Below are 21,189 nucleotides of genomic sequence, written 5' to 3'. Positions count from 1 at the left end.
CGTTTTTATCAGAGCCATCTGGCTAACGCCACGCCCTCGGCCCGATCAGGCTTTCGCTGGCAGGCTCAGGCAGGCGACCGCTTCCACCTGCATCGCGCGAGGGGAAGATCCCGAGCGACGATCAGGCCTTCGCTGGCAGGCTCAGGCGAGCAACGGCTTCCACGTGCATGGAGTGCGGGAACATGTCCACCGGCTGCACCTCGTCCAGCACGAAGCCCTGCTTGACCAGCCAGGCGAGATCCCGGGCCAGGGTCTGGGGGTTGCAGGATACATAGACCAGACGGCGCGGCGCCATCGCCACCAGGGTCTGCAATACCGCCTTGTCACAGCCCTTGCGGGGCGGATCCATCACCACCACGTCGGCACTCACCCCGTCGGCATGCAGGGCAGGCATCAGCTGCTCCGCCTTGCCCACGTGGAACTCGGTCTGCTCGATGCCGTTGAGGGCCGCATTGCGACGGGCGTCGCTGATGGCGCTCTCCACCGACTCGATCCCCACCACCTTGGCGGCCTTGCCTGCCAGGAACAGGGAGATGGTGCCGATGCCGCAATAGATGTCGAACACCGTCTCGCTGCCGGTCAGCTCGCAATACTCCAGCGCCTTGGAGTAGAGCACGTCGGTCTGGCTCGGGTTGTTCTGGAAGAAGGAGAGGGGCGAGATCTCGAATTCGAGCTCGTGGATCTTGTCGCGGATCACCCCGCTGCCCAGCAGCACCCGGTTCTTGTCACCCAGGATGCGGTTGGTGCGCGCCTCGTTGATGTTCTGCACCAGAGTAGTGACCGGCAGATCCGCCAGGGCCGCCAGCAGCTCGGTTTCGAACGGCAGCGCTTCGCCCAGGGTCACCAGCACCACCATCAGCTCGCCGCTCTTGAAGCCCTTGCGGGTCATCAGGTTGCGCACGCAGCCGGTGTGGGCCACCTCGTCATAGGCCGCGATGTCGTGCTCGCGCATCCAGTTGCGTACCCGGGCATTGAGCTCCACGTGCAGCGAGTCCTGCACCGCGCAATCATCGGCGGTGATGAGGTCATGGGAGTGCTTGCGGTAGAAGCCGATCTCGGCGCCCGTCTCGCTGCCACGCACCGCGTACTGGGCCTTGTTGCGGTAGGCAAACGGCGTCTCCATGCCGAGGATGGGGTTGACCACGGCCTCACCCAGCCCGACCTGCTCCAGTGCGCTCTGCACCAGGCTCTGCTTGAGGGCAAGCTGGGCCGGATAGGCCAGCGGGCGCACCTGGCAGCCACCGCATTCGGTGTTGGGGCAAAAATCGGCCACCCGATCGGCAGAGGGCTGGGTCAGCTCGACCAGCTTGCCGTGCAGGTAGTTCGGTTTGACCTCGGTCAACTCGACCAGCGCCTGCTCACCGGGCAGCAGACCCTCGACAAACAGGGGGCGATCGAACAGGCGACCCTTGCCATCCCCCTTGTCGGTCAGTTCCAGAATATCGATCTGATGTTGGTGTCCCACTAACGGCATGAGCGGCTCCGAAGGCATGAAAGAGAGGGTGACGACGGGGTAGACCCGGCGACCCCGAATAAAGGGTGGCAGAGTTTAGCGGAGATCCGCCCAAAATGCAGGCATAAAAGACCCTGCAAACACAAATAGCGACCCCGGCCACCAGCGGCCCGGTCCGGGCAGCCTGGCCATCTCGCCCCAATAAAAAAACCGCCGGACGGGGCCGGCGGTATGACATTCATGGCAGCAGGATCAATGGCTGTAGGCTTTCTCGCCGTGGCTGGTCACGTCCAGCCCTTCGCGCTCGGCATCTTCCTTCACCCGCAGACCGATCAGCAGGTCCACCAGCTTGTAGGCCACGGCCGAGACCAGGGCGGTCCAGACCACGGTCACCCCCACGCCGATGACCTGTACCTTGACCTGGGCCAGGATGGAGTATCCCTCGGCCACCTGGTTGGTCACATAGTCCCACACCCCGGTGCCGCCCAGATCCGGGCTGGCGAACACCCCGGTCAGCACGGCCCCCAGGATCCCGCACACCCCGTGCAGGCCGAACACGTCCAGGCTATCATCGGCCCCCAGCAGACGCTTGAGACCGTGCACGCCCCACAAACCGGCCACACCGCTGAGCAGGCCGATGATAAGGGCGCCCCCCACACCGACGAAACCGGCGGCAGGGGTGATGGCGACCAGACCCGCCACCGCACCGGAGACAGCGCCAAGCAGGGAGGGACGGCCCTTCATCGCCCACTCGGCGAAGGTCCAGGAGAGGGCGGCAGCGGCTGGCGCGATCCAGGTGTTGGCGAAGGCCAGAGCCGCCGTGCCGTTGGCTTCGAGGGAAGAGCCAGCGTTGAAGCCGAACCAGCCGAACCACAGCAGGGCGGCACCGATCATGGTCATGGTCAGGCTGTGGGGGGTCATGGGGTCACGGCCATAGCCAACCCGTTTGCCCACCATGAAGGCCCCAACCAGACCGGCCACCGCAGCGTTGATGTGCACCACTGTGCCGCCGGCGAAGTCCAGAGCGCCGTGCTGGAACAGATAGCCTGCGGTGGCACCGGCCGCTTCGGCGGCGGCCGCATCCGTGTAAGCATCCGGACCCGCCCAGTACCACACCATGTGCGCCATCGGGATATAGGCGAAGGTGAACCAGATCACCGCGAACAGCAGCACCGCCGAGAACTTCATCCGCTCGGCAAAGCCGCCGACGATGAGCCCGCAGGTGATGGCGGCAAAGGCACCCTGGAACACCACGTAGATGAACTCGCTGATCCCGACCCCCTTGCTGAAGGTGGCGGCGATGGAATCCGGCGTCACCCCCATCAACAGCACCTTGTCGAAGGAGCCGTAGAAGGCGCCGCCCTCGGTGAAGGCCAGGGAGTAGCCGTAGACCACCCAGAGGACGGTGATGAGGCAGAACAGGGTGAACACCTGCATCAGCACGCTCAGCATGTTCTTGGCGCGCACCAGGCCGCCGTAAAAGAGGGCGAGGCCCGGCACGGACATCAGGATCACCAGGGCCGCTGCCACCATCAGCCAGGTATTGTCCCCCTTGTTGATGGTCACGGTCGCGGCCGCCTGTACCACATCGGCCTGCGCGGCCACCTCTTCGGCCCAGCCCGGGGCGGCCATGGTGGCGGCCAGCGCCAGCAGGCCAGTCATTACGAGTCTCTTGAACATACAGCCCTCTCCTTGTCGTCCCGGCATCCGGGTCCATTTCCTGATATGCATTTCCAACCTGGCCACCTGCCCACCGCACCTGTGTGGCTCACGGAGACATCATGGCGACATGACATGGGGAAAGCATAAAGCAGGCCAAGAAAAATAATCCTTTTATTTCATGGATTTATGTTTTTATCACATTCAACACGCACCATCTTGGCGCACGATGCCCGGTTACAGGGGGAAAATCGCACTTTGGCTGTGCATTGCCGGGAAAGTGCACCAGGATGACCCAACCACCTCACAATGACGGGGCGAACCCGTGGTGATGTCACCCTGGCAGGCTTATCTATCCCGCTAAGGTATTTATGAAATAAATGAAATGGGCCATACCATGGTGAAATCAAATGAGGCTGACGGCCAATATCCCCCCACCCGAGGGGCACAAGCACGATAAGAGTGCAAACTCGCGCCATTCGTCTGGCCTGCCCCGACATGCCCGGTCATACTGGCAAGCCATCTTCCCCTGTTCCCAGCGCCGCGAGGAGCCCATGCCCAATCTCAACGTGACCGAAATCAAGGCCTTCGTGCCTGCCCGGGATTTCCCGCTGTCAAAACAGTTCTATCAGGATCTCGGCTTTACCCTGGCCTCCGATGGCGACGGCGTGGCCTATTTTCATCTCGGCAACGCAAGCTTCCTGCTGCAGGATGGCAACCCCCCGGGGCTGGCCGAGCAGCTCATGATGCACCTCCTGGTGGAGGACGTGGCCGCCTGGCAGGCCCAAGTGGAGGCGAGCCAGGTCGCCGCCCGCTATGGCGTCAGGGTCACGGAGCTCGTCACCCAGCCGTGGCGCATGAAGGAATTCTGTCTGTACGATCCCGCCGGCGTGCTGTGGCGCATCGCGCAGAACATCGACTGAGGGGATGGCAGTCCGAGAGGCTGATGGCCTGACAGCCTGTGGGTCTGAAGGGCTGAGGGGCTGAGGGTCTGAGGGTCTGTGGGTCTGTGGGTACACCTCTTCGCACCGCCCGGAAAAACAAAAGGCCATCCGCGAGGATGGCCTTTTGTCATGGAATCTGATGGTGCCCGGGGTCGGACTCGAACCGACACGTATTGCTACGGCGGATTTTGAATCCGCTGCGTCTACCGATTTCGCCACCCGGGCAGCTGCGAGGGATTATACGAATGGCGCTTGGCCATGCAAGGTGTTTTTCTTGCGCCCACCGTTGTTTGCTCATTTATTCAACGCCTTGCCGATGCCAGGCCAGTTACATAGAATGCCCGCATCATATTAATGGAATAATCATCATGGCCAAGCGCAAGACCCCCTCCCCTCTCCAGCCTGCTCCCCGGCATCCGTCCGCCGGTCTGCTGCGCCGTCTCGGCGCCCTGCTCTATGACTATCTGGTGGTGATTGCCCTGCTGATCATCGCCGGCTTCATCGGGATGGGTGTGGCCCACCTGCTGCTGGCCACCGGCATGGCGAGCGTCCCCGAGGGCAAGGATGCCGCCTGGCTGCTCACCAGCCCCCTCTACAGCGCCTGGCTGGCCTTCGTCATCTGCGGTTTCTACACCTGGTTCTGGGTCCGCGCCGGCCAGACCATCGGCATGCGGGCCTGGCGCCTGCGCATCCAGAACCTGGACGGCAGCAACATTCGCGTCACCCAGGCCCTGATCCGGCTCGCCACCTCGGCCTTTGGCCTGGGCAACCTGCTGTGTGTGTTCAATCGCGCCCGCCCCCGCGCCTTCCAGGACATCTGGGCCGAGTGCGAGGTGGTGGTGCTCGGCAAGGCGGAAAACCTGGAGCAGCTCAATCGCTGATCCCAAGGCGGCAACGAAAAAGGGCACCCCGAGGTGCCCTTTTTGTTGACCAGAACTGACGGCTTGCAGCCCAGAACCTTGACGGAAACGGTGCATCGAGAGCAATGGCCGCCTTTTGTCAGCAGCCCGCCGTCCTTCAGGCCGCTACTGCTTGCGGCTCAGGATATAGAAGGAGATGCCGCCAAACAGCAGGCTGGGTGCGATGGCCGCGAGGATGGGCGGGACCGCATAGACCAGGCTGACCGGGCCGAACACCCTGTCGCTCACATAGACCGCGAAGCCGGTCATGATCCCCATCAGCATCCGCGCCCCCATGCTCACCGAACGCAGCGGGCCGAAGATGAAGGAGGAGGCGAGCAGTATCATGGCCACCACGGAGAGCGGTGAGAGCAGCTTGCGCCACATCTCCAGCTTGTAGCGGCCGGCATCCTGCTTGTTGGCATCCAGATAACCGATGTAGTCCCGCAGCCCCGAGATGGGCAGGTTCTCGGGATCGATGCTGACCACCCCGAGCTGCTTGGGGGTCAGCTCGGATTGCCAGGCCATCTGGGCATGCTCTTCGTCCTGGATCCGGGTGGGATCGTCAAACCGGGTGATGTGCACCTGTTTCAGCAGCCAGTGGTGATCCTCGAACACCCCCTCCTTCGCCTGCACCACGTCGATCAGGTTGCGGGACGGAGTGAAGCGGTAGAGGGTGATGCCGGTCAGGGCGCCATCGTTGCGCACCCCGTTGATGTTGACGAAGTTGTTGCCATCCCGTGCCCAGACCCCGTAGGCCGAGACCGTGAGCCGCCCTTCCGACATGGCCCCCGCCTTGATGTCATCCGCCATCCGCTTGGCGGCCGGTGCGACGTACTCGCCCATCAGCCCCACCAGCAGCATCAGGGGAATGGCGGTCTTGAGCGCCGCCATGACGATGCTGATCTTGGAGCGACCCGCCGCCTGCATCACCACCAGCTCGGAGCTGGTCGCGAGCTGGCCCAGACCGATGAGGCCACCGAGCAGGGCCGCCAGGGGGAAGAAGAGCACCGCCTCCTTGGGCATGGAGAGCAGCACGTAGTAGAGGGCGTTGAGCATGTCGTAGTTGCCTTCCCCGACCGCCTTCAACTGCTCCACGTACTTGATGAGCGCGGCCAGCCCGACCAGGGTCAGCTCGCACAGCAGGATCGACATGAAGATGACCCTGCCTATGTATCTATCGAGAATGCCGAACATCAGCAGAGACTCCCAGGTTGCAGCATCATGCTGACTTTCTCTTGAACAATTGCCCTTTGACCCCGTTCCACCAGCTGGTGCCCTGCAGGTTGAGAGGCAACCCTATCAGAAGCAGATAGACCAGGGGCACCAGGAACATCCCGGGCCAGTGGGGCAGACGCCCGCTGTCGATGGCCGACCGGGCGGCGCTGAGCAGCAGGAAATAGGAGAGATAGAGCAGGATGGCCGGCAGCAGCTTGGCGTAACGCCCCTGACGGGGATTGACCCGCGCCATCGGCACCACCAGGAAGGTGAGCACCAGTATGGAGAGAGGCAGCGACAGGCGCCACTGCAATTCGGCCATCAGCTGGTTGTCCTGGGTACCGAGCAATGCCAGGGTCGGCTTGGCCGCCGCCTTGCGGTTGGATCGCTCCATCTCCTGCTGGCGGATCACCAGGCTGTATTCACGAAACTCCGAGACCTGGAACTGCTTGCCGGTGAAATGCCCCTCGTAGCGCGAACCATCCTTCAGGGTCAGCCACTGCAAGCCGTTGCTGTCGGCGGTCACCTGCCCCTCGTTGGCCACCACCACTGACGGGGGTGAGCCCCCCTCGGCCCGTTGCAGCACGAAGATTTTCTGCAACTCCGACCCCTTGTCGTTCAGATCCTGGATGTAGGCCACCAGACGCCCCTTGTCGAGCTCCATGAAGCGGCCGGCCTGCAGGAAAGAGATACCGGGATCGGCCTTGAACTCGTCGATCACCTGGTACTCCCGCTCCTTGGCCTGGGGGGCGACCCAGCCGGTGTTGAACGCCGCGACGGCGGCGGTCAGCAAGGCCAGCACCAGGGCGCTGCCCATGATGAAACGGTGACTGAAACCCACCGCGTGCATCACCGTCATCTCGCTTTCCGCGTACAAACGGCCGTGAGCAAACAGAATGGCTAAAAACAGACTGATAGGCAGCATCAACAACGCCATATTCGGCAGGTTGAGCAGCAGGAGGGTGGATACCAGGCGCGTCGGCACCTCACCATCGGCGGCATCGCCAATGATCTGGATAAATTGCTGGCTGACGAAGATAAGCAGCAGCACGAACAGCACCGCCAGCTGGGTTTTCAGGGTCTCCCTGAACAAATATCGGAAAACGATCACAGTCATTCCCAAGTAAACTTGTGTTTTTAGTCGAATGCCTGAAAAATAGGGCCCTATATTGGATTTTTACCAGTTTGAACTGCGGAGCCTGTGACTGTTCGCTCCGCCTCTGATACCCCAACAAGCACCGCATTATTCAATAAATGGTGCCTTTTGTCTTTAGGATGTAGGAGATTCCATGGAGTTCAGTGTAAAGAGTGGCAGTCCTGAGAAGCAACGCAGTGCCTGCGTCGTGGTCGGCGTTTTTGAGCCCCGCCGCCTCTCTCCGGTTGCCGAACAGCTGGACAAGATCAGCGACGGCTACCTCAGCTCGCTGCTGCGCCGTGGCGACCTGGAAGGGAAACCGGGCCAGATGCTGCTGCTGCATCAAGTACCGGGCGTGCTCAGCGAGCGCGTACTGCTGGTCGGGTGCGGCAAGGAGCGCGAACTCGACGAGCGCCAGTACAAGCAGATCATCAACAAGACCATCACCACCCTGAACGAAACCGGCTCCATGGAAGCGGTCTGCTTCCTGACCGAGCTGCACGTCAAGGGTCGGGATACCTACTGGAAGGTGCGTCAGGCGGTTGAAACCACCAAGGCAGGCCTCTACAGCTTCGATCAGTTCAAGACCAACAAGGCCGAACCGCGCCGTCCGTTGCGCAAGCTGGTCTTCAACGTGCCGACGCGTCGGGAACTGACCATAGGCGAGCGCGCCATCAACCACGGCCTGGCCGTGGCGAAAGGCGTGCGCATCTGCCGCGACGTGGCGAACATGCCGCCCAACGTCTGCAATCCCGCCTACCTCGCCTCCCAGGCCCGCCGTCTGGCGGATGCCTATGACAACATCACCACCAGGGTGGTGGGGGAGCAGGAGATGGCCGAGCTCGGCATGAACTCCTACCTGGCGGTGGCCCGCGGCTCCGAGAACGAAGCCATGATGGCCATCATCGAATACAAGGGCAACGCCGACGCCAAGCCCATCGTGCTGGTGGGCAAGGGGCTGACCTTCGACTCCGGCGGCATCTCCATCAAGCCGGCAGACGGCATGGACGAGATGAAGTACGACATGGGTGGCGCCGCCTCCGTGCTCGGCACCATGCACGCTCTGGCCCAGTTGCAGCTGCCCATCAACGTCATCGGCGTGCTGGCGGGCTGCGAGAACATGCCGGGGGGCAACGCCTACCGCCCTGGTGACATCCTCACTACCATGTCCGGCCAGACCGTCGAGGTGCTCAACACCGACGCCGAAGGCCGCCTGGTGTTGTGCGATGCCCTCACCTATGTGGACCGCTACGATCCCGAGACCGTGATCGACGTGGCGACCCTGACCGGTGCCTGCATCATCGCCCTTGGCCACCATACCTCTGGCCTCTTGGCGAACCACAACCCCCTGGCCCACGAGCTGCTCAACGCCTCCGAACAGGCCGGCGATCGTGCCTGGCGTCTGCCCCTGTTCGACGAGTATCAGGAGCAGCTGGAAAGCCCGTTCGCGGACATGGCCAACATCGGTGGCCGTCCGGCCGGTACCATCACCGCCGCGGCCTTCCTGTCGCGCTTCACCAAGAAGTACAACTGGGCCCACCTGGATATCGCAGGGACCGCCTGGAAGAGCGGCAAGGAGAAGGGCTCCACCGGCCGTCCTGTGCCCCTGCTGACCCAGTTCCTGCTCAACCGGGCCGGCGTGGCGGACATCGAAGACAAGGAGTAATCCCCTTCCCCATCGACTCGAAGAGCGATGCGAGAAGGCGTTACCCTATATCACAAGGAAGAGGCCTGCCTCTTCCTTGTTTCATTGAGAGAATCCGGGAAGTCCGTGCCAGACGCGGCTCCCGAAGACGGCCAATCGCTGTCCGTCACAGCCAAACGGGACCGACCTGATGAGCCAAGTGACCTTTTACCTGATGAGCCAGCCCGATGATGCGGATGCCTCCGCCGTCGAGCGCCTCGCCTGCCAACTTGCGGCCGATGGCTGGAGCGCAGGCCACCTCTATCTGCTGTGCGAGGACGAGGCCCAGGCCCTGCGTCTGGACGAGCTGTTGTGGCAGTTGCCGCCCGATCGCTTCGTGCCGCACCAGTTGCAGGGGGAGAGCGGTCAGGCTCCGGTGGAGATAGGCCATCAGCCGCCACGGCGGCGCTATGCCTGCCTCATCAACCTGGCCCGGCAGACACCTTTGTTTGCAGGACACTTCGCTCAAGTGGTAGATTTTGTCCCCACTGACGAAACGCAAAAGCAGCAAGCCCGCGAGCGCTACAAGCACTATCGCCAGGCGGGCCATACCCTCGAGATGAGGGATCAGCCCGTCCTTGCCGCACCGGATCCGGCGCAGCCCTGACTGTGCCACCCTCGATCCACGACGAATCAACACCAGAATCCATCCATCCAGAATACGGCGAGACCATGGAAAAGACTTTTAATCACAACGCCATCGAACAGGCGCTCTACCAGCACTGGGAAGCCCAGGGTTACTTCAAGCCCCACGGCGACACCAGCAAAGACTCCTTCTGCATCATGATCCCGCCGCCGAACGTCACCGGCAGCCTGCACATGGGCCACGCCTTCCAGCAGACCCTGATGGACACCCTGATCCGCTACAACCGCATGCAGGGCAAGAACACCCTGTGGCAAGCGGGTACCGACCACGCCGGTATCGCCACCCAGATGGTGGTTGAGCGCAAGATCGCCGCAGAAGAGGGCAAGACCCGCCACGATTACGGCCGGGAAGCCTTCATTGACAAGATCTGGCAGTGGAAGGAAGAGTCCGGCGGCACCATCACCCGTCAGATGCGCCGTCTGGGTGACTCCGTGGACTGGGAGCGCGAGCGCTTCACCATGGATGAGGGCCTCTCCGCCGCCGTCCAGGAAGTGTTCGTGCGCCTGTACGAAGACGGCCTGATGTACCGCGGCAAGCGTCTGGTGAACTGGGATCCCAAGCTCAACACCGCCATCTCCGACCTGGAAGTGGAAAACCGCGAGATCAAGGGCCACATGTGGCACCTTCGCTACCCGCTGGCCAACGGCGCCAAGACCGCCGAAGGCCAGGATCACCTGATCGTCGCCACCACCCGTCCGGAAACCATGCTGGGCGATACCGCCGTGGCCGTGAACCCGGAAGACCCGCGCTACAAGGCGCTGATCGGCCAGCATATCCTGCTGCCGCTGGTGAACCGTCTGATCCCCATCGTTGCCGACGAACATGCCGACATGGAGAAGGGCACCGGCTGCGTGAAAATCACCCCGGCCCACGACTTCAACGACAACGAAGTGGGCAAGCGCCACAACCTGCCGATGATCAACATCTTCACCCTGGACGCCCACGTGCGTGCCGAGGCCGAAGTGGTCGATACCAATGGCAACCCCAGCACCGCCTATGACGCCGCCCTGCCGACCGAGTTCGCCGGGATGGAGCGCTTCGCCGCCCGCAAGGCCATCGTCGCCAAGCTGGACGAGCTGGGCCTCCTGGCCGAGATCAAGGATCACGTGCTGCAACAGCCTTACGGCGATCGCGGCGGCGTGCCCATCGAGCCCATGCTGACCGACCAGTGGTACGTGCGCGTGGCCCCCATGGCCAAGACCGCCATCGAGGCGGTGGAAGATGGCCGCATCCAGTTCGTGCCGAAGCAGTACGAAAACATGTACTTCTCCTGGATGCGCGACATTCAGGACTGGTGCGTCTCCCGTCAGCTGTGGTGGGGTCACCGCATCCCGGCCTGGTATGACGATGCCGGCAACGTCTACGTGGGCCGCAACGAAGAGGAAGTGCGCGCCAAGCACAGCATCCCGTCCGTGACCGTGCTGCGTCAGGACGAAGACGTGCTCGACACCTGGTTCAGCTCCGCCCTGTGGACCTTCTCCACCCTGGGCTGGCCGAACAACACCGAGGCGCTCAAGACCTTCCACCCGACCGACGTGCTGATGAGCGGCTTCGACATCATCTTCTTCTGGATTGCCCGGATGATCATGATGACCATGCACTTCATCAAGGACGAGAACGGCCAGCCGCAAGTCCCGTTCAAGACCGTCTATATCACCGGCCTCATCCGTGACGAAGAAGGCCAGAAGATGTCCAAGTCCAAGGGCAACGTGCTGGACCCCCTCGACATGATCGATGGCATCTCCCTGGAAGACCTGCTGGAGAAGCGCACCGGCAACATGATGCAGCCGCAGATGGCCGAGAAGATCGCCAAGCGCACCGCCAAGCAGTTCCCGGAAGGGATCAATGCCCACGGCACCGACGCCCTGCGCTTCACCCTGGCGGCGCTGGCCTCTACCGGTCGTGACATCAACTGGGACATGAAGCGCCTGGATGGCTACAACAACTTCTGCAACAAGCTGTGGAACGCCTCCCGCTATGTGCTGATGAACACCGAAGATCAGGATTGCGGCTTTGCCGGTGGCGAGATGCAGTTCAGCCTGGCGGATCGCTGGATCCAGTCCCAGCTGCAAGTGGCCATCCGTGACTTCCGCACCGCCCTCGATACCTACCGCTTCGACATCGCTGCAGGCGTCTTGTACGAATTTATCTGGAACCAGTTCTGTGACTGGTATCTGGAGCTGACCAAGCCGGTACTGACCAAGGGCTCCGAGGCCGAGCAGCGCGCTGCCCGCCACACCCTCGTCAGTGTCCTCGAGACCCTGCTGCGCCTGGCACACCCGATCATCCCGTTCATCACCGAAACCATCTGGAAATCGGTCGCCCCGCTGGCCGGCGTACACGCCGACACCATCATGATTCAGGCTTTCCCGGAATTCGACGCAGCCAAGGTGGACGACGCCGCGATGGCGGATCAGGAGTGGGTGAAGGAGTTCATCGTCAGCATCCGCAACATCCGCGCCGAGATGAACGTGGCCCCGAGCGTGCCCCTCAACGTGCTGCTCCAGTGCGATGCCAAGGATGCCCAGCGCGCCGCTGACAACGAGGCCTTCCTCAAGTCGCTGGCCCGTCTGGAATCCATCCGCGTACTTGGCGCAGGTGAAACCGCCCCGCTGTCGGTCAAGAAATTGATCGGTGCCACCGAGCTGATGATCCCCATGGCCGGTCTCATCGACAAGGAAGCCGAGCTGGCCCGTCTGGCCAAAGAGGTGGCCCGTCTGGTGGGCGAGTGCGGCCGCATCGAAGGCAAGCTCGGCAACGAAGCCTTCGTCGCCAAGGCGCCGGAAGCGGTCATCATCAAGGAGCGCGAGAAGCTGGAAGATTACCGTCTCCAGCTGACCAAGCTGGAAGCCCAGCAGGCCGAGATCGCCGCGCTCTAAGCCACAGCGCAACATGACAAGCCCCCGTTTATCGGGGGCTTTTTCATGTCAGGGGTTCAGTTCTCCCTCTCCTGCCCCGCAGTTTTATCCCTCCCACCGGGACGATATTCAAAAATTCACGAGCCAAATCACCTCCTTTCACAAGCGCAGAGCCCGCAAATTCATTACACTGCCAGCGGTCTTTTCTATCGGGAGTGCTGCTGCAGTATGGAAATATTGATCCTGTTTGGATTGATTTTGCTCAATGGCGTCTTCGCCATGTCGGAAATCGCCATCGTGACGGCACGCAAGGCACGCCTCGCCAAAATGGCGAGCGAAGGGAGCCGCTCCGCCGCCATCGCCCTCAAGCTCGGGGAAGATCCGACCCATTTCCTCTCCGCCGTGCAGATCGGCATCACCAGCATCGGTCTGCTCAACGGTATCTATGGCGAGTCCCTGCTGGCCCAGCCCTTCGCTCTCTGGCTGCAGGAGTGGGGGTTCTCCCCCAAGAGCAGCAGCCTGCTCGCCACCGTCATCGTGGTCGTGCTGGTCACCTATCTCTCCATCGTGGTAGGGGAGCTCGTGCCCAAACGCCTCGGACAGCTCAGCGCCGAGCGCATTGCCTGTCTGGTAGCCCGCCCCATGCTCTGGCTGGCGACCCTGACCCGTCCCTTCGTCTGGTTGCTCTCCGCCTCCACCAACGCCAGCCTGCGGCTGCTGCGGGTCGATCAGCGCAGCAGCAACAACGTCACTCAGGAGGAGATCCACGCCATGCTGGTGGAGGGCTCCGAAGCGGGGGTGATTGAGGACCATGAGCACACTATGTTGCGCAACGTGTTCCGCCTCGACGAACGCAGCCTGGCCTCCCTGATGGTGCCGCGCAGCGACATCCGCTATCTGGACCTGTCACTGCCGCTGGAAGTGAACCTCCAACGTCTGGTGGAGTATCGCCACAGCTTCTTCCCTGTCTGTGACGGCAGCCTGTCGGATCTCGTCGGCATCCTCAACGTCAGCAAGGTGCTGCACGCCTACATCAAGGGAGAGCCCATCGATCTGGCGGCGCTGACCCAGGACGGCAGCCTGCTGCCGGAGACCCTCAACGGCCTGGAGCTGCTCAACCACTTCCGTACCCACTCCGAGCACATGGTGCTGGTGGTGGACGAATATGGCGAGCTGCAGGGGCTGGTCACCCAGCAGGATCTGCTGGAAACCCTGGCCGGCGACTTCCAGCAGGAAGATGGGGAAGACAACTGGGCCTTCCAGCGCGCCGACGGCAGCTGGCTGCTCGACGGCCTCATTCCACTGCCAGAATTGAAGGACTGTCTGGAGCTGGTTCGTCTGCCGGAAGAAGAAAAACATCACTATCACACCCTTGGAGGGCTTATCATGCTGCTCCTTGGCCGCCTTCCCCAGACCGGAGACCTGGTCACCCTGGAACAGTGGCAACTGGAAATCGTGGATATGGACGGCCTGCGCATCGACAAGGTGCTTGCCATGCCCTTGACCGACCAACCCAGCTAACCTGCGGAGTTTGCATGTATGGAGCAGTTTTACCACCTGGCTCACGCCTTTATGCATCAGGATCTGGCGACACTCTCTGATCCCAAGATGGTCTTCATGGTCTATGTCGTCCTGCTGACCTTCCTGGTGCTCGAGAATGGCTTTATCCCCACCGCCTTCCTGCCAGGGGATACCCTGCTGATCCTGACCGGCGTGCTGATCTATCAGGGGGTGTTGCCGATGGCAGTGGTCCCGCTGCTGATCATGGCGACCTTCGTCGGTACCTGGCTTGGCTACATGCAGGGGCGTTTCCTCGGCCACACCCGGATGTATCACAGGCTGATGTCCCATCTCGATGACAAGCACAAGGAGAAGGTGCACTACCTGCTCAACAAGTACGGCATCATCACCCTGATCACCGCCCGCTACATCGCCTTCGTGCGTACCGCCTACCCCTATATCGTCGGCGCCAACGAGATCCCCCAGGGGCGCTTCCTGGTGGTCAACCTGATCAGCTCCATCATGTGGATCTGCCCCCTGGTCGGGCTGGGTTACTACCTGAGCCACACCAAGCTGGCCGCGCAGTATGAGTCCCAATTTCTCAGCGTCATTCTCTACCTGCCGGTCGTGCTGCTGGTGGGCGGCCTCATCGCTCTGGTCTGGCGCTGGTGGAGCAGACGCAAGCCCGGCGTCTCCAGAGAGTGAGACAAACCACAGGGTCGCCCACAGGCGGCCCTTTTTTATGGAAAATAGTGGCGAATTCCCCCTGCTCGCTCTTGTAAAGCAGGGGCAAAAATGAGTGAATCTAGCGCCTTTTTTCGCTGTGGATGGAGTTGGTTGTATGGGGTGTTGGATTCGCGCAATCGCGCTGGTAGGTGGATTGATGGGACTGCTGGGTTCGCAGACAGCCCTGGCGACCCCCGACCCGGCCAAGCTGCAGCTCAAATCGGGCAGTGCCCTGGTGATGGACGTCAACACCGGCAAGACCCTGTATCAGAAAAACCCCACCCGGGTGCGCCCCATCGCCTCTCTCACCAAGCTGATGACGGCGCTGGTGGTGCTGGATGCCCGCCAGAACCTCAATCAGACCCTGACCATCGATCAGAACGACAGGGACAACATCAAGCACACCTATTCACGGGTGCGCATGGGCACCCAGGTCAGCCGCCGCGACGCCCTGCATCTGGCGCTGATGTCCTCCGAGAACCGCATGGCCTCGGCGCTTGCCCGCCACTACCCGGGGGGTCGCCAGGCCTTCATCCGCGCCATGAACAACAAGGCCAGACAGCTCGGCATGCGCAACACCCGCTACTATGACTCCACCGGTCTCTCCACCCGCAACGTCTCCACCGCCCAGGATCTGGCCAAGCTCCTCTCTGCGGCCTATCGACAGCCGCTGATCCGTGAATTCACCCAGGACACCAGCAGGGAGATGCGCTTTCACAAGCCGGCCTACAGCCTGATGTTCAACAATACCAACCCGCTGGTGAAGAACCCGGACTGGGATGTACGCCTCTCCAAGACAGGCTATACCGACGAAGCGGGCCGCTGCCTGCTGATGCGTGCCAAACCGGATCGTCAGGAGCTCGCCATCGTACTGCTCAACTCGGTGGGCAAACGCACCCCTGTCGGGGATGCCAACCGCATCCGCAAGTGGCTGAAAAGCTGATTCTCTCCACGAAGACATGAAAGGATGCCGCGGCATCCTTTTTATTGCCCGCCAAACGCCTCAGCAAGCCGCCAGAGAGCGCCAGCCCCGCACAGCATAGTGCGTATGGTAAGGGCACCCAGGTTCACAGGCACGGCCACGGGATGCATCAGCAGCCTGCCAGGCAAGACCCGTCGAGAGTGGTTACCCGGGGGCACGTGCAGCCAGGGGGAACCGTCCCCCGTGGGAGCGTCAGGGAGAAGAACACGAGAGAGACAACCCCATGATGGGGAGGAGGATATCGCCCATAAAAAAACAGCCCCGACTGACGTCGAGGCTGTCTGTATGGTGCGCCCGAGAGGATTCGAACCTCTGACCACCTGGTTCGTAGCCAGGTACTCTATCCAGCTGAGCTACGGGCGCTCACAACTTGTTGCACTGCTTGAAATATGGTGCGCCCGAGAGGATTCGAACCTCTGACCACCTGGTTCGTAGCCAGGTACTCTATCCAGCTGAGCTACGGGCGCTCATAAATTGTTGCACTGCTTGAAACATGGTGCGCCCGAGAGGATTCGAACCTCTGACCACCTGGTTCGTAGCCAGGTACTCTATCCAGCTGAGCTACGGGCGCTCATAAATCATTGTATTGCTTGAAATGGTGCGCCCGAGAGGATTCGAACCTCTGACCACCTGGTTCGTAGCCAGGTACTCTATCCAGCTGAGCTACGGGCGCCCTGTTTTCAAACGATAAAAAAAGCTTACTCAACAGTAAGCCTTCTTTAGTGCCGACTTGCTGATGGTCAACACATGACTCCAAGAGTCAAATATGGTGCGCCCGAGAGGATTCGAACCTCTGACCACCTGGTTCGTAGCCAGGTACTCTATCCAGCTGAGCTACGGGCGCAAAATGGCGGAGAAGGGGGGATTCGAACCCCCGATGCGGGTATAAGCCGCATACTCCCTTAGCAGGGGAGCGCCTTCAGCCTCTCGGCCACCTCTCCGTTTGCGGGGCTGATAATACTTCACAGGGATTTTTAGTCAAACACTTTTTTGGAGAAAACAGAGCGTTCGCTCAGCATTTGGCCAAAGAGTGGAATATTCAAGCAATATCGACACTTACCCAGTAGTTTCGCGCTCTGCAGGCCGATTTGCAGGCCCCTGAAAAACAAAAGGCGACATCCGGGATGTCGCCTTCAGGCAGCCATGAAATGGCTTAGAAATTCGGTTGGCCCGGGACTTTCTCGGCCTGTATCCGCATGTAGATCTCTTCGCGGTGTACGGAAACCTCTTTCGGTGCATTCACACCGATACGAACCTGGTTCCCTTTTACGCCCAGTACGGTAACGGTTACTTCGTCACCAATCATCAGGGTTTCCCCTACACGACGAGTCAAAATAAGCATTCGCTTGCTCCTGTATCCTGTTTTGTATTTATATCGATATGCGCCATTATCTTACAAAGATACCGATATGGTAAATGGTTGAAACTAAATCAATCAGGGATTGTTTCCCAAGGGCTGCTCATGAGGCTCTTGATCCAACCCGAACGCCGAGTGCAACGAACGCACGGCCAGCTCCAGGTACTTCTCGTCAATCACCACGGATATCTTGATTTCAGAGGTGGAGATCAGCTGCATGTTGATCCCTTCCTCACCCAATACCTTGAACATGGTGCGCGCTACACCAGGATGATTCCACATGCCGACCCCGACGATGGAGACCTTGGCGATCTCTCCGTTGCCCTGCACGCAGGCGGCCCCCAGCTCGCTGGCGGTCTCCTCCAGCAAGGCGCGGGCCCGGCGATAATCATCGCGATTCACCGTGAAGGTGAAGTCGGCGGTACCATCCCCCATGGTGTTCTGCACTATCATGTCGACATCTATGTTGGCGTCGCTGATCGGATTCAGGATCTGCGCGGCCACGGTCGGCCTGTCCGGCACACCCAGAATGGTCAGGCTGGCCTCGTTGCGATTGAACGCAATGCCGGATACCAGGGGTGCTTCCATCCTCTCACCTCCATATGTGATTAAGGTTCCCTCTCCGTCGACGAAACTCGACAGCACCCTTAGCGGCACGCGGTACTTGCCCGCGAACTCGACCGAACGGATCTGCAACACCTTGGCTCCGAGACTCGCCATCTCGAGCATCTCCTCGAAGGTGATGGTATCGAGGCGACGCGCCTTGGGCTCGATGCGCGGATCCGTGGTATACACCCCGTCCACATCGGTAAAGATCTGGCACTCATCGGCCTTGATGGCCGCAGCCACGGCCACCGCGGTGGTATCCGACCCCCCTCGGCCCAGGGTAGTGATGGCATTGTGCTCATCGCGCCCCTGGAAACCGGCGATCACCACCACCTTGCCGGCACCGAGTGCGGCTTCCACCTGCTCGGTGTCGATACGGGTGATGCGCGCCTTGCCATAGGCGGAGTCGGTGTGGATGCGGACCTGATCACCGGTCATCGAGACTGCGGGGCAACCGCGCTTGTTGAGCGCAATCGCCAGCAGTGCAATAGTGACCTGCTCACCGGTGGAGATCAGCACATCCATCTCGCGCCGGTTGGCATCCTGGTCCAGCTGCTGGGCCATGCCCAGCAACCGGTTGGTTTCGCCCGACATGGCGGAGACCACCACCACCACGTCATGTCCCTGGGCACGGGTCAGTTGAACCCGCTCAGCAACTGCCTCGATCCGCTCCAGCGTGCCGACCGAGGTGCCACCGTACTTCTGTACATAGAGTGCCACAGATCACCTCGCCCGCTTACAGGCGCTCTTCCAGCCAGGAGTGAACGGATTGCAGCGCCGCCGGCACCGCCTCAGGCTGGGTACCACCCGCCTGGGCCATGTCGGGACGACCACCGCCCTTGCCACCCACCTGCTGGGCCACCAGATTGACCAGCTCACCAGCTTTGACCTTGCCGGTCAGATCATTGGTCACGCCCGCGATCAGGTTGACCTTGCCATCACTGCTGGTTGCCAGCAGCACGACACCGGATTTCATCTGGTTCTTCAGCTCGTCCAGCATGCCGCGCAGGGATTTGGGGTCGACCCCTTCCAGGGCGGCAACCAGCACCTTCTGGCCATTGATGTCGATGACCTGACTCAGCAGGTCGTTACCCGCCTGCGCCGCCAGCTTGGCCTTGAGCTGTTCCAGCTCGCGCTCCATCATCTTGGCCTTGTCCAGTACCTGGCGCACCTTGTCGGCGATGGAGAACTGATCGCCCTTCACCAACGCGGCGGCCTCTTCGATCTGTTCACCCAGCTGGTGCATCAGATCGATGGCGCTCTTGCCGGTGACCGCTTCGATACGACGCACGCCAGCCGCGATGCCGCTCTCGGCAATGATCTTGAAGAAGCCGATGTCACCGGTGCGCTTGGCGTGAGTACCGCCGCACAGCTCGGTGGAGTAGTCGCCCATGCGTACCACACGCACATCGTCTTCATATTTCTCGCCAAACAGCGCCATAGCACCGGCTGACTTGGCCTCTTCCAGCCCCATCAGCTGGGTGGCCACCTCGTGGTTGGCACGGATCTGGGCGTTGACGAGCTCCTCGATCCGGCGAATGGTCGCCATGGTCAGCCCTTCGAAGTGGGAGAAGTCGAAGCGCATGCGCTCGGCGCCCACCAGGGATCCTTTCTGGGTCACGTGCTCACCCAGCGCCTGGCGCAAGGCCGCGTGCAGCAGGTGAGTCACGGAGTGGTTAAGGGCGATGGCCTGACGACGGTCGCCATCGACCACGGCCTCGACCTCGGCTCCCTTCTCCAGGGTACCCAGTTCCAGATAGCCCTTGTGGATGATCGCCTTGCCCGCTTTCTGGGTGTCGGTGACGGCGAAGATGCCGTCATCCACCTTGAGGATGCCACTGTCACCCACCTGACCGCCGGACTCCGCATAGAAGGGGGTTTCCGCCAGCACGATCACTGCCTCTTCCCCGGCGATGAGGCCATTGACCTCGACACCATCCTTGTAGATACCGACCACCTGGGTGTTCTGGCTCAGCTGCTTGTAACCGGTAAAGGGAGTCTCGAAATCGAGCTTCAGCACGTCGTTGTAGTTCACGCCGAAACTGGAAGCCTCTTTCGCGCGGGCGCGCTGCTTCTCCATCTCGGCCTTGAAGCCCTCTTCGTCGATGCCGATCTCGCGCTCGCGCACCACATCGGCGGTCAGGTCGGCCGGGAAGCCGTAAGTGTCATAGAGCTTGAACACCACTTCACCCGGGATAACCTTGGCATCACCGAGGTTGGCCAGGACGTCTTCCAGCAGCAGCAGACCTCTGTCCAACGTGCGGACGAATTGCTCCTCCTCGATGCGCAACACTCGCTCGACCAGCGGCAGCTGGGCGATCAGTTCCGCCGCCACATCCTTCATCTGCACGGCCAGCTCGGCAGCCAGCTTGTAGAAGAAGACGTCGGTAGCACCCAGCTTGCGGCCGTGACGCACGGCGCGGCGGATGATGCGGCGCAGCACGTAGCCGCGACCTTCATTGGAGGGCATGACACCGTCAGCCACCAGGAAGGCGCAGGAACGGATGTGGTCCGCGATGACGCGCAGGGACTGGTTGCTCAGATCCGTGGTGCCGACAATCTCGGCCGCCTTCTTGATCAACGCCTGGAAGATGTCGATCTCGTAGTTGGAGTGCACCCCCTGCATGATGGCGGAGATACGCTCCAGACCCATGCCGGTATCCACGGACGGACGGGGCAGCGGCTCCATGGTGCCGTCAGCCTGACGGTTGAACTGCATGAAGACCACGTTCCAGATCTCGATGAAGCGGTCGCCATCCTCTTCCGGTGAACCGGGAGGGCCACCCCAGATGTGATCGCCGTGGTCGTAGAAGATCTCGGTGCAGGGACCGCATGGGCCGGTATCGCCCATAGCCCAGAAGTTGTCGGATGCATAAGGAGCACCCTTGTTGTCACCGATGCGCACGATGCGATCGGCCGGCACGCCGACCTCTTTTTCCCAGATGTCGAAGGCTTCGTCGTCAGTCGCGTAGACGGTCACCAGCAGGCGCTCTTTGGGCAGCTTGAGGGTACCGGTCAGGAATTCCCATGCAAACCGGATGGCGTCCTGCTTGAAGTAGTCACCGAAGCTGAAGTTGCCCAGCATCTCGAAGAAGGTGTGGTGACGGGCGGTATAGCCGACGTTTTCCAGGTCATTGTGCTTGCCGCCAGCCCGCACGCAACGCTGGGCCGTGGTGGCACGGTGATAGGCACGCTTGTCGGCGCCAAGGAACACGTCCTTGAACTGGTTCATCCCTGCGTTGGTGAACAGCAGGGTCGGATCGTTGTGCGGTACCAGCGAGCTGGAAGAGACAACCTGGTGTCCCTGGGTGCGGAAATACTCGAGAAACGCAGCGCGAATCTCTGACGTGGACATGTACATGGAAAATCCTGCTTGATTCGAATACGGACTTTTAACCGCATTAATGTAAGTTTTCTGCAAGGTAAAGTAAAACGTGGGGACCCTTGGCGGGTGAAATAGCCCCCAAGGGGCCAGCGTTTGGCAGCAGCACCCGCAAGGACGTCACAACAGGGGGGCTTCAG

15 protein-coding genes and 7 tRNA genes are annotated in these 21,189 nt (G+C 61.3%); 8 read left to right on the top strand and 14 right to left on the bottom strand.

Translation table 11 applies throughout. The features are described from left to right. Positions 1-121: 121 nt before the first annotated feature. Entirely contained in the window at positions 122-1,474 is a 1,353-nt protein-coding gene (gene rlmD, locus AB5Y80_RS07550; protein WP_368172744.1) for a 23S rRNA (uracil(1939)-C(5))-methyltransferase RlmD, read from the bottom strand. Between the two features lie 231 nt (positions 1,475-1,705). After that, positions 1,706-3,133 (bottom strand): ammonium transporter, encoded by a 1,428-nt coding sequence (gene amt / locus AB5Y80_RS07545; RefSeq protein WP_010673021.1) that lies wholly within the window; start codon positions 3,131-3,133, stop codon positions 1,706-1,708. A gap of 533 nt (positions 3,134-3,666) precedes the next feature. On the opposite strand from amt, the gene AB5Y80_RS07540 reads away from it, so the two are divergent. Beyond that, complete coding sequence (locus tag AB5Y80_RS07540; RefSeq protein ID WP_167825787.1) at positions 3,667-4,035, top strand: VOC family protein; 369 nt, start codon at positions 3,667-3,669, stop codon at positions 4,033-4,035. A gap of 161 nt (positions 4,036-4,196) precedes the next feature. On the opposite strand, the gene AB5Y80_RS07535 is transcribed toward AB5Y80_RS07540, so the two are convergent. Next, positions 4,197-4,281, bottom strand: a tRNA-Leu gene (locus AB5Y80_RS07535). 143 nt (positions 4,282-4,424) lie between these two features. On the opposite strand from AB5Y80_RS07535, the gene AB5Y80_RS07530 reads away from it, so the two are divergent. After that, complete coding sequence (locus tag AB5Y80_RS07530; RefSeq protein WP_182955507.1) at positions 4,425-4,937, top strand: RDD family protein; 513 nt, start codon at positions 4,425-4,427, stop codon at positions 4,935-4,937. A 144-nt stretch (positions 4,938-5,081) separates the two neighbouring features. On the opposite strand, the gene lptG is transcribed toward AB5Y80_RS07530, so the two are convergent. Next, entirely contained in the window at positions 5,082-6,152 is a 1,071-nt protein-coding gene (gene lptG / locus AB5Y80_RS07525; protein WP_010672962.1) for an LPS export ABC transporter permease LptG, read from the bottom strand. A 25-nt stretch (positions 6,153-6,177) separates the two neighbouring features. Beyond that, complete coding sequence (gene lptF / locus AB5Y80_RS07520; protein ID WP_029313726.1) at positions 6,178-7,290, bottom strand: LPS export ABC transporter permease LptF; 1,113 nt, start codon at positions 7,288-7,290, stop codon at positions 6,178-6,180. Positions 7,291-7,462: 172 nt separating this feature from the next. On the opposite strand from lptF, the gene pepA reads away from it, so the two are divergent. The 6 genes from pepA to pbpG all read left to right on the top strand — a co-directional run bounded on the left by pepA (position 7,463) and on the right by pbpG (position 15,665). After that, positions 7,463-8,974: a leucyl aminopeptidase gene (gene pepA, locus AB5Y80_RS07515; protein WP_042864475.1), complete on the top strand. Its 1,512-nt coding sequence runs from the start codon at positions 7,463-7,465 to the stop codon at positions 8,972-8,974. Positions 8,975-9,143: 169 nt separating this feature from the next. Next, positions 9,144-9,599, top strand: coding sequence for a DNA polymerase III subunit chi (locus tag AB5Y80_RS07510; RefSeq protein WP_010672959.1), 456 nt, complete (start codon positions 9,144-9,146; stop codon positions 9,597-9,599). A 65-nt stretch (positions 9,600-9,664) separates the two neighbouring features. Further along, entirely contained in the window at positions 9,665-12,517 is a 2,853-nt protein-coding gene (locus tag AB5Y80_RS07505) for a valine--tRNA ligase (RefSeq protein WP_183149268.1), read from the top strand. A gap of 207 nt (positions 12,518-12,724) precedes the next feature. Further along, on the top strand, positions 12,725-14,017 hold the full coding sequence (locus AB5Y80_RS07500; protein ID WP_368172743.1) for a hemolysin family protein: 1,293 nt from the start codon (positions 12,725-12,727) through the stop codon (positions 14,015-14,017). Between the two features lie 18 nt (positions 14,018-14,035). Next, positions 14,036-14,701 (top strand): DedA family protein, encoded by a 666-nt coding sequence (locus AB5Y80_RS07495; RefSeq protein ID WP_010672956.1) that lies wholly within the window; start codon positions 14,036-14,038, stop codon positions 14,699-14,701. 136 nt (positions 14,702-14,837) lie between these two features. Continuing rightward, complete coding sequence (gene pbpG / locus AB5Y80_RS07490; RefSeq protein ID WP_029313722.1) at positions 14,838-15,665, top strand: D-alanyl-D-alanine endopeptidase; 828 nt, start codon at positions 14,838-14,840, stop codon at positions 15,663-15,665. 325 nt (positions 15,666-15,990) lie between these two features. Here pbpG and AB5Y80_RS07485 read toward each other — a convergent pair. The 9 genes from AB5Y80_RS07485 to alaS all read right to left on the bottom strand — a co-directional run bounded on the left by AB5Y80_RS07485 (position 15,991) and on the right by alaS (position 21,028). Continuing rightward, positions 15,991-16,067: transfer RNA gene (locus tag AB5Y80_RS07485), tRNA-Arg, on the bottom strand. Between the two features lie 27 nt (positions 16,068-16,094). Further along, positions 16,095-16,171, bottom strand: a tRNA-Arg gene (locus tag AB5Y80_RS07480). Positions 16,172-16,198: 27 nt separating this feature from the next. Next, positions 16,199-16,275, bottom strand: a tRNA-Arg gene (locus AB5Y80_RS07475). 25 nt (positions 16,276-16,300) lie between these two features. Further along, positions 16,301-16,377: transfer RNA gene (locus AB5Y80_RS07470), tRNA-Arg, on the bottom strand. A 94-nt stretch (positions 16,378-16,471) separates the two neighbouring features. Then, positions 16,472-16,548, bottom strand: a tRNA-Arg gene (locus AB5Y80_RS07465). A 4-nt stretch (positions 16,549-16,552) separates the two neighbouring features. Next, positions 16,553-16,645, bottom strand: a tRNA-Ser gene (locus tag AB5Y80_RS07460). Between the two features lie 212 nt (positions 16,646-16,857). Further along, positions 16,858-17,046: a carbon storage regulator CsrA gene (gene csrA, locus AB5Y80_RS07455; protein WP_005315760.1), complete on the bottom strand. Its 189-nt coding sequence runs from the start codon at positions 17,044-17,046 to the stop codon at positions 16,858-16,860. A 93-nt stretch (positions 17,047-17,139) separates the two neighbouring features. Beyond that, positions 17,140-18,387 carry an aspartate kinase gene (locus tag AB5Y80_RS07450; RefSeq protein ID WP_010672822.1) on the bottom strand — a complete coding sequence of 416 codons (1,248 nt, stop codon included), beginning with the start codon at positions 18,385-18,387 and terminating at the stop codon, positions 17,140-17,142. A gap of 16 nt (positions 18,388-18,403) precedes the next feature. After that, a complete protein-coding gene (alaS, locus tag AB5Y80_RS07445; protein ID WP_010672821.1) occupies positions 18,404-21,028 on the bottom strand; it encodes an alanine--tRNA ligase in 2,625 nt (874 codons plus the stop codon). Positions 21,029-21,189 lie beyond the last annotated feature (161 nt).

It is taken from the genome of Aeromonas sp. R2-1 (assembly GCF_040908425.1).
GTDB classification, from domain to species: domain Bacteria; phylum Pseudomonadota; class Gammaproteobacteria; order Enterobacterales; family Aeromonadaceae; genus Aeromonas; species Aeromonas caviae.
This window is presented reverse-complemented; position numbering and strand designations above follow the sequence as displayed.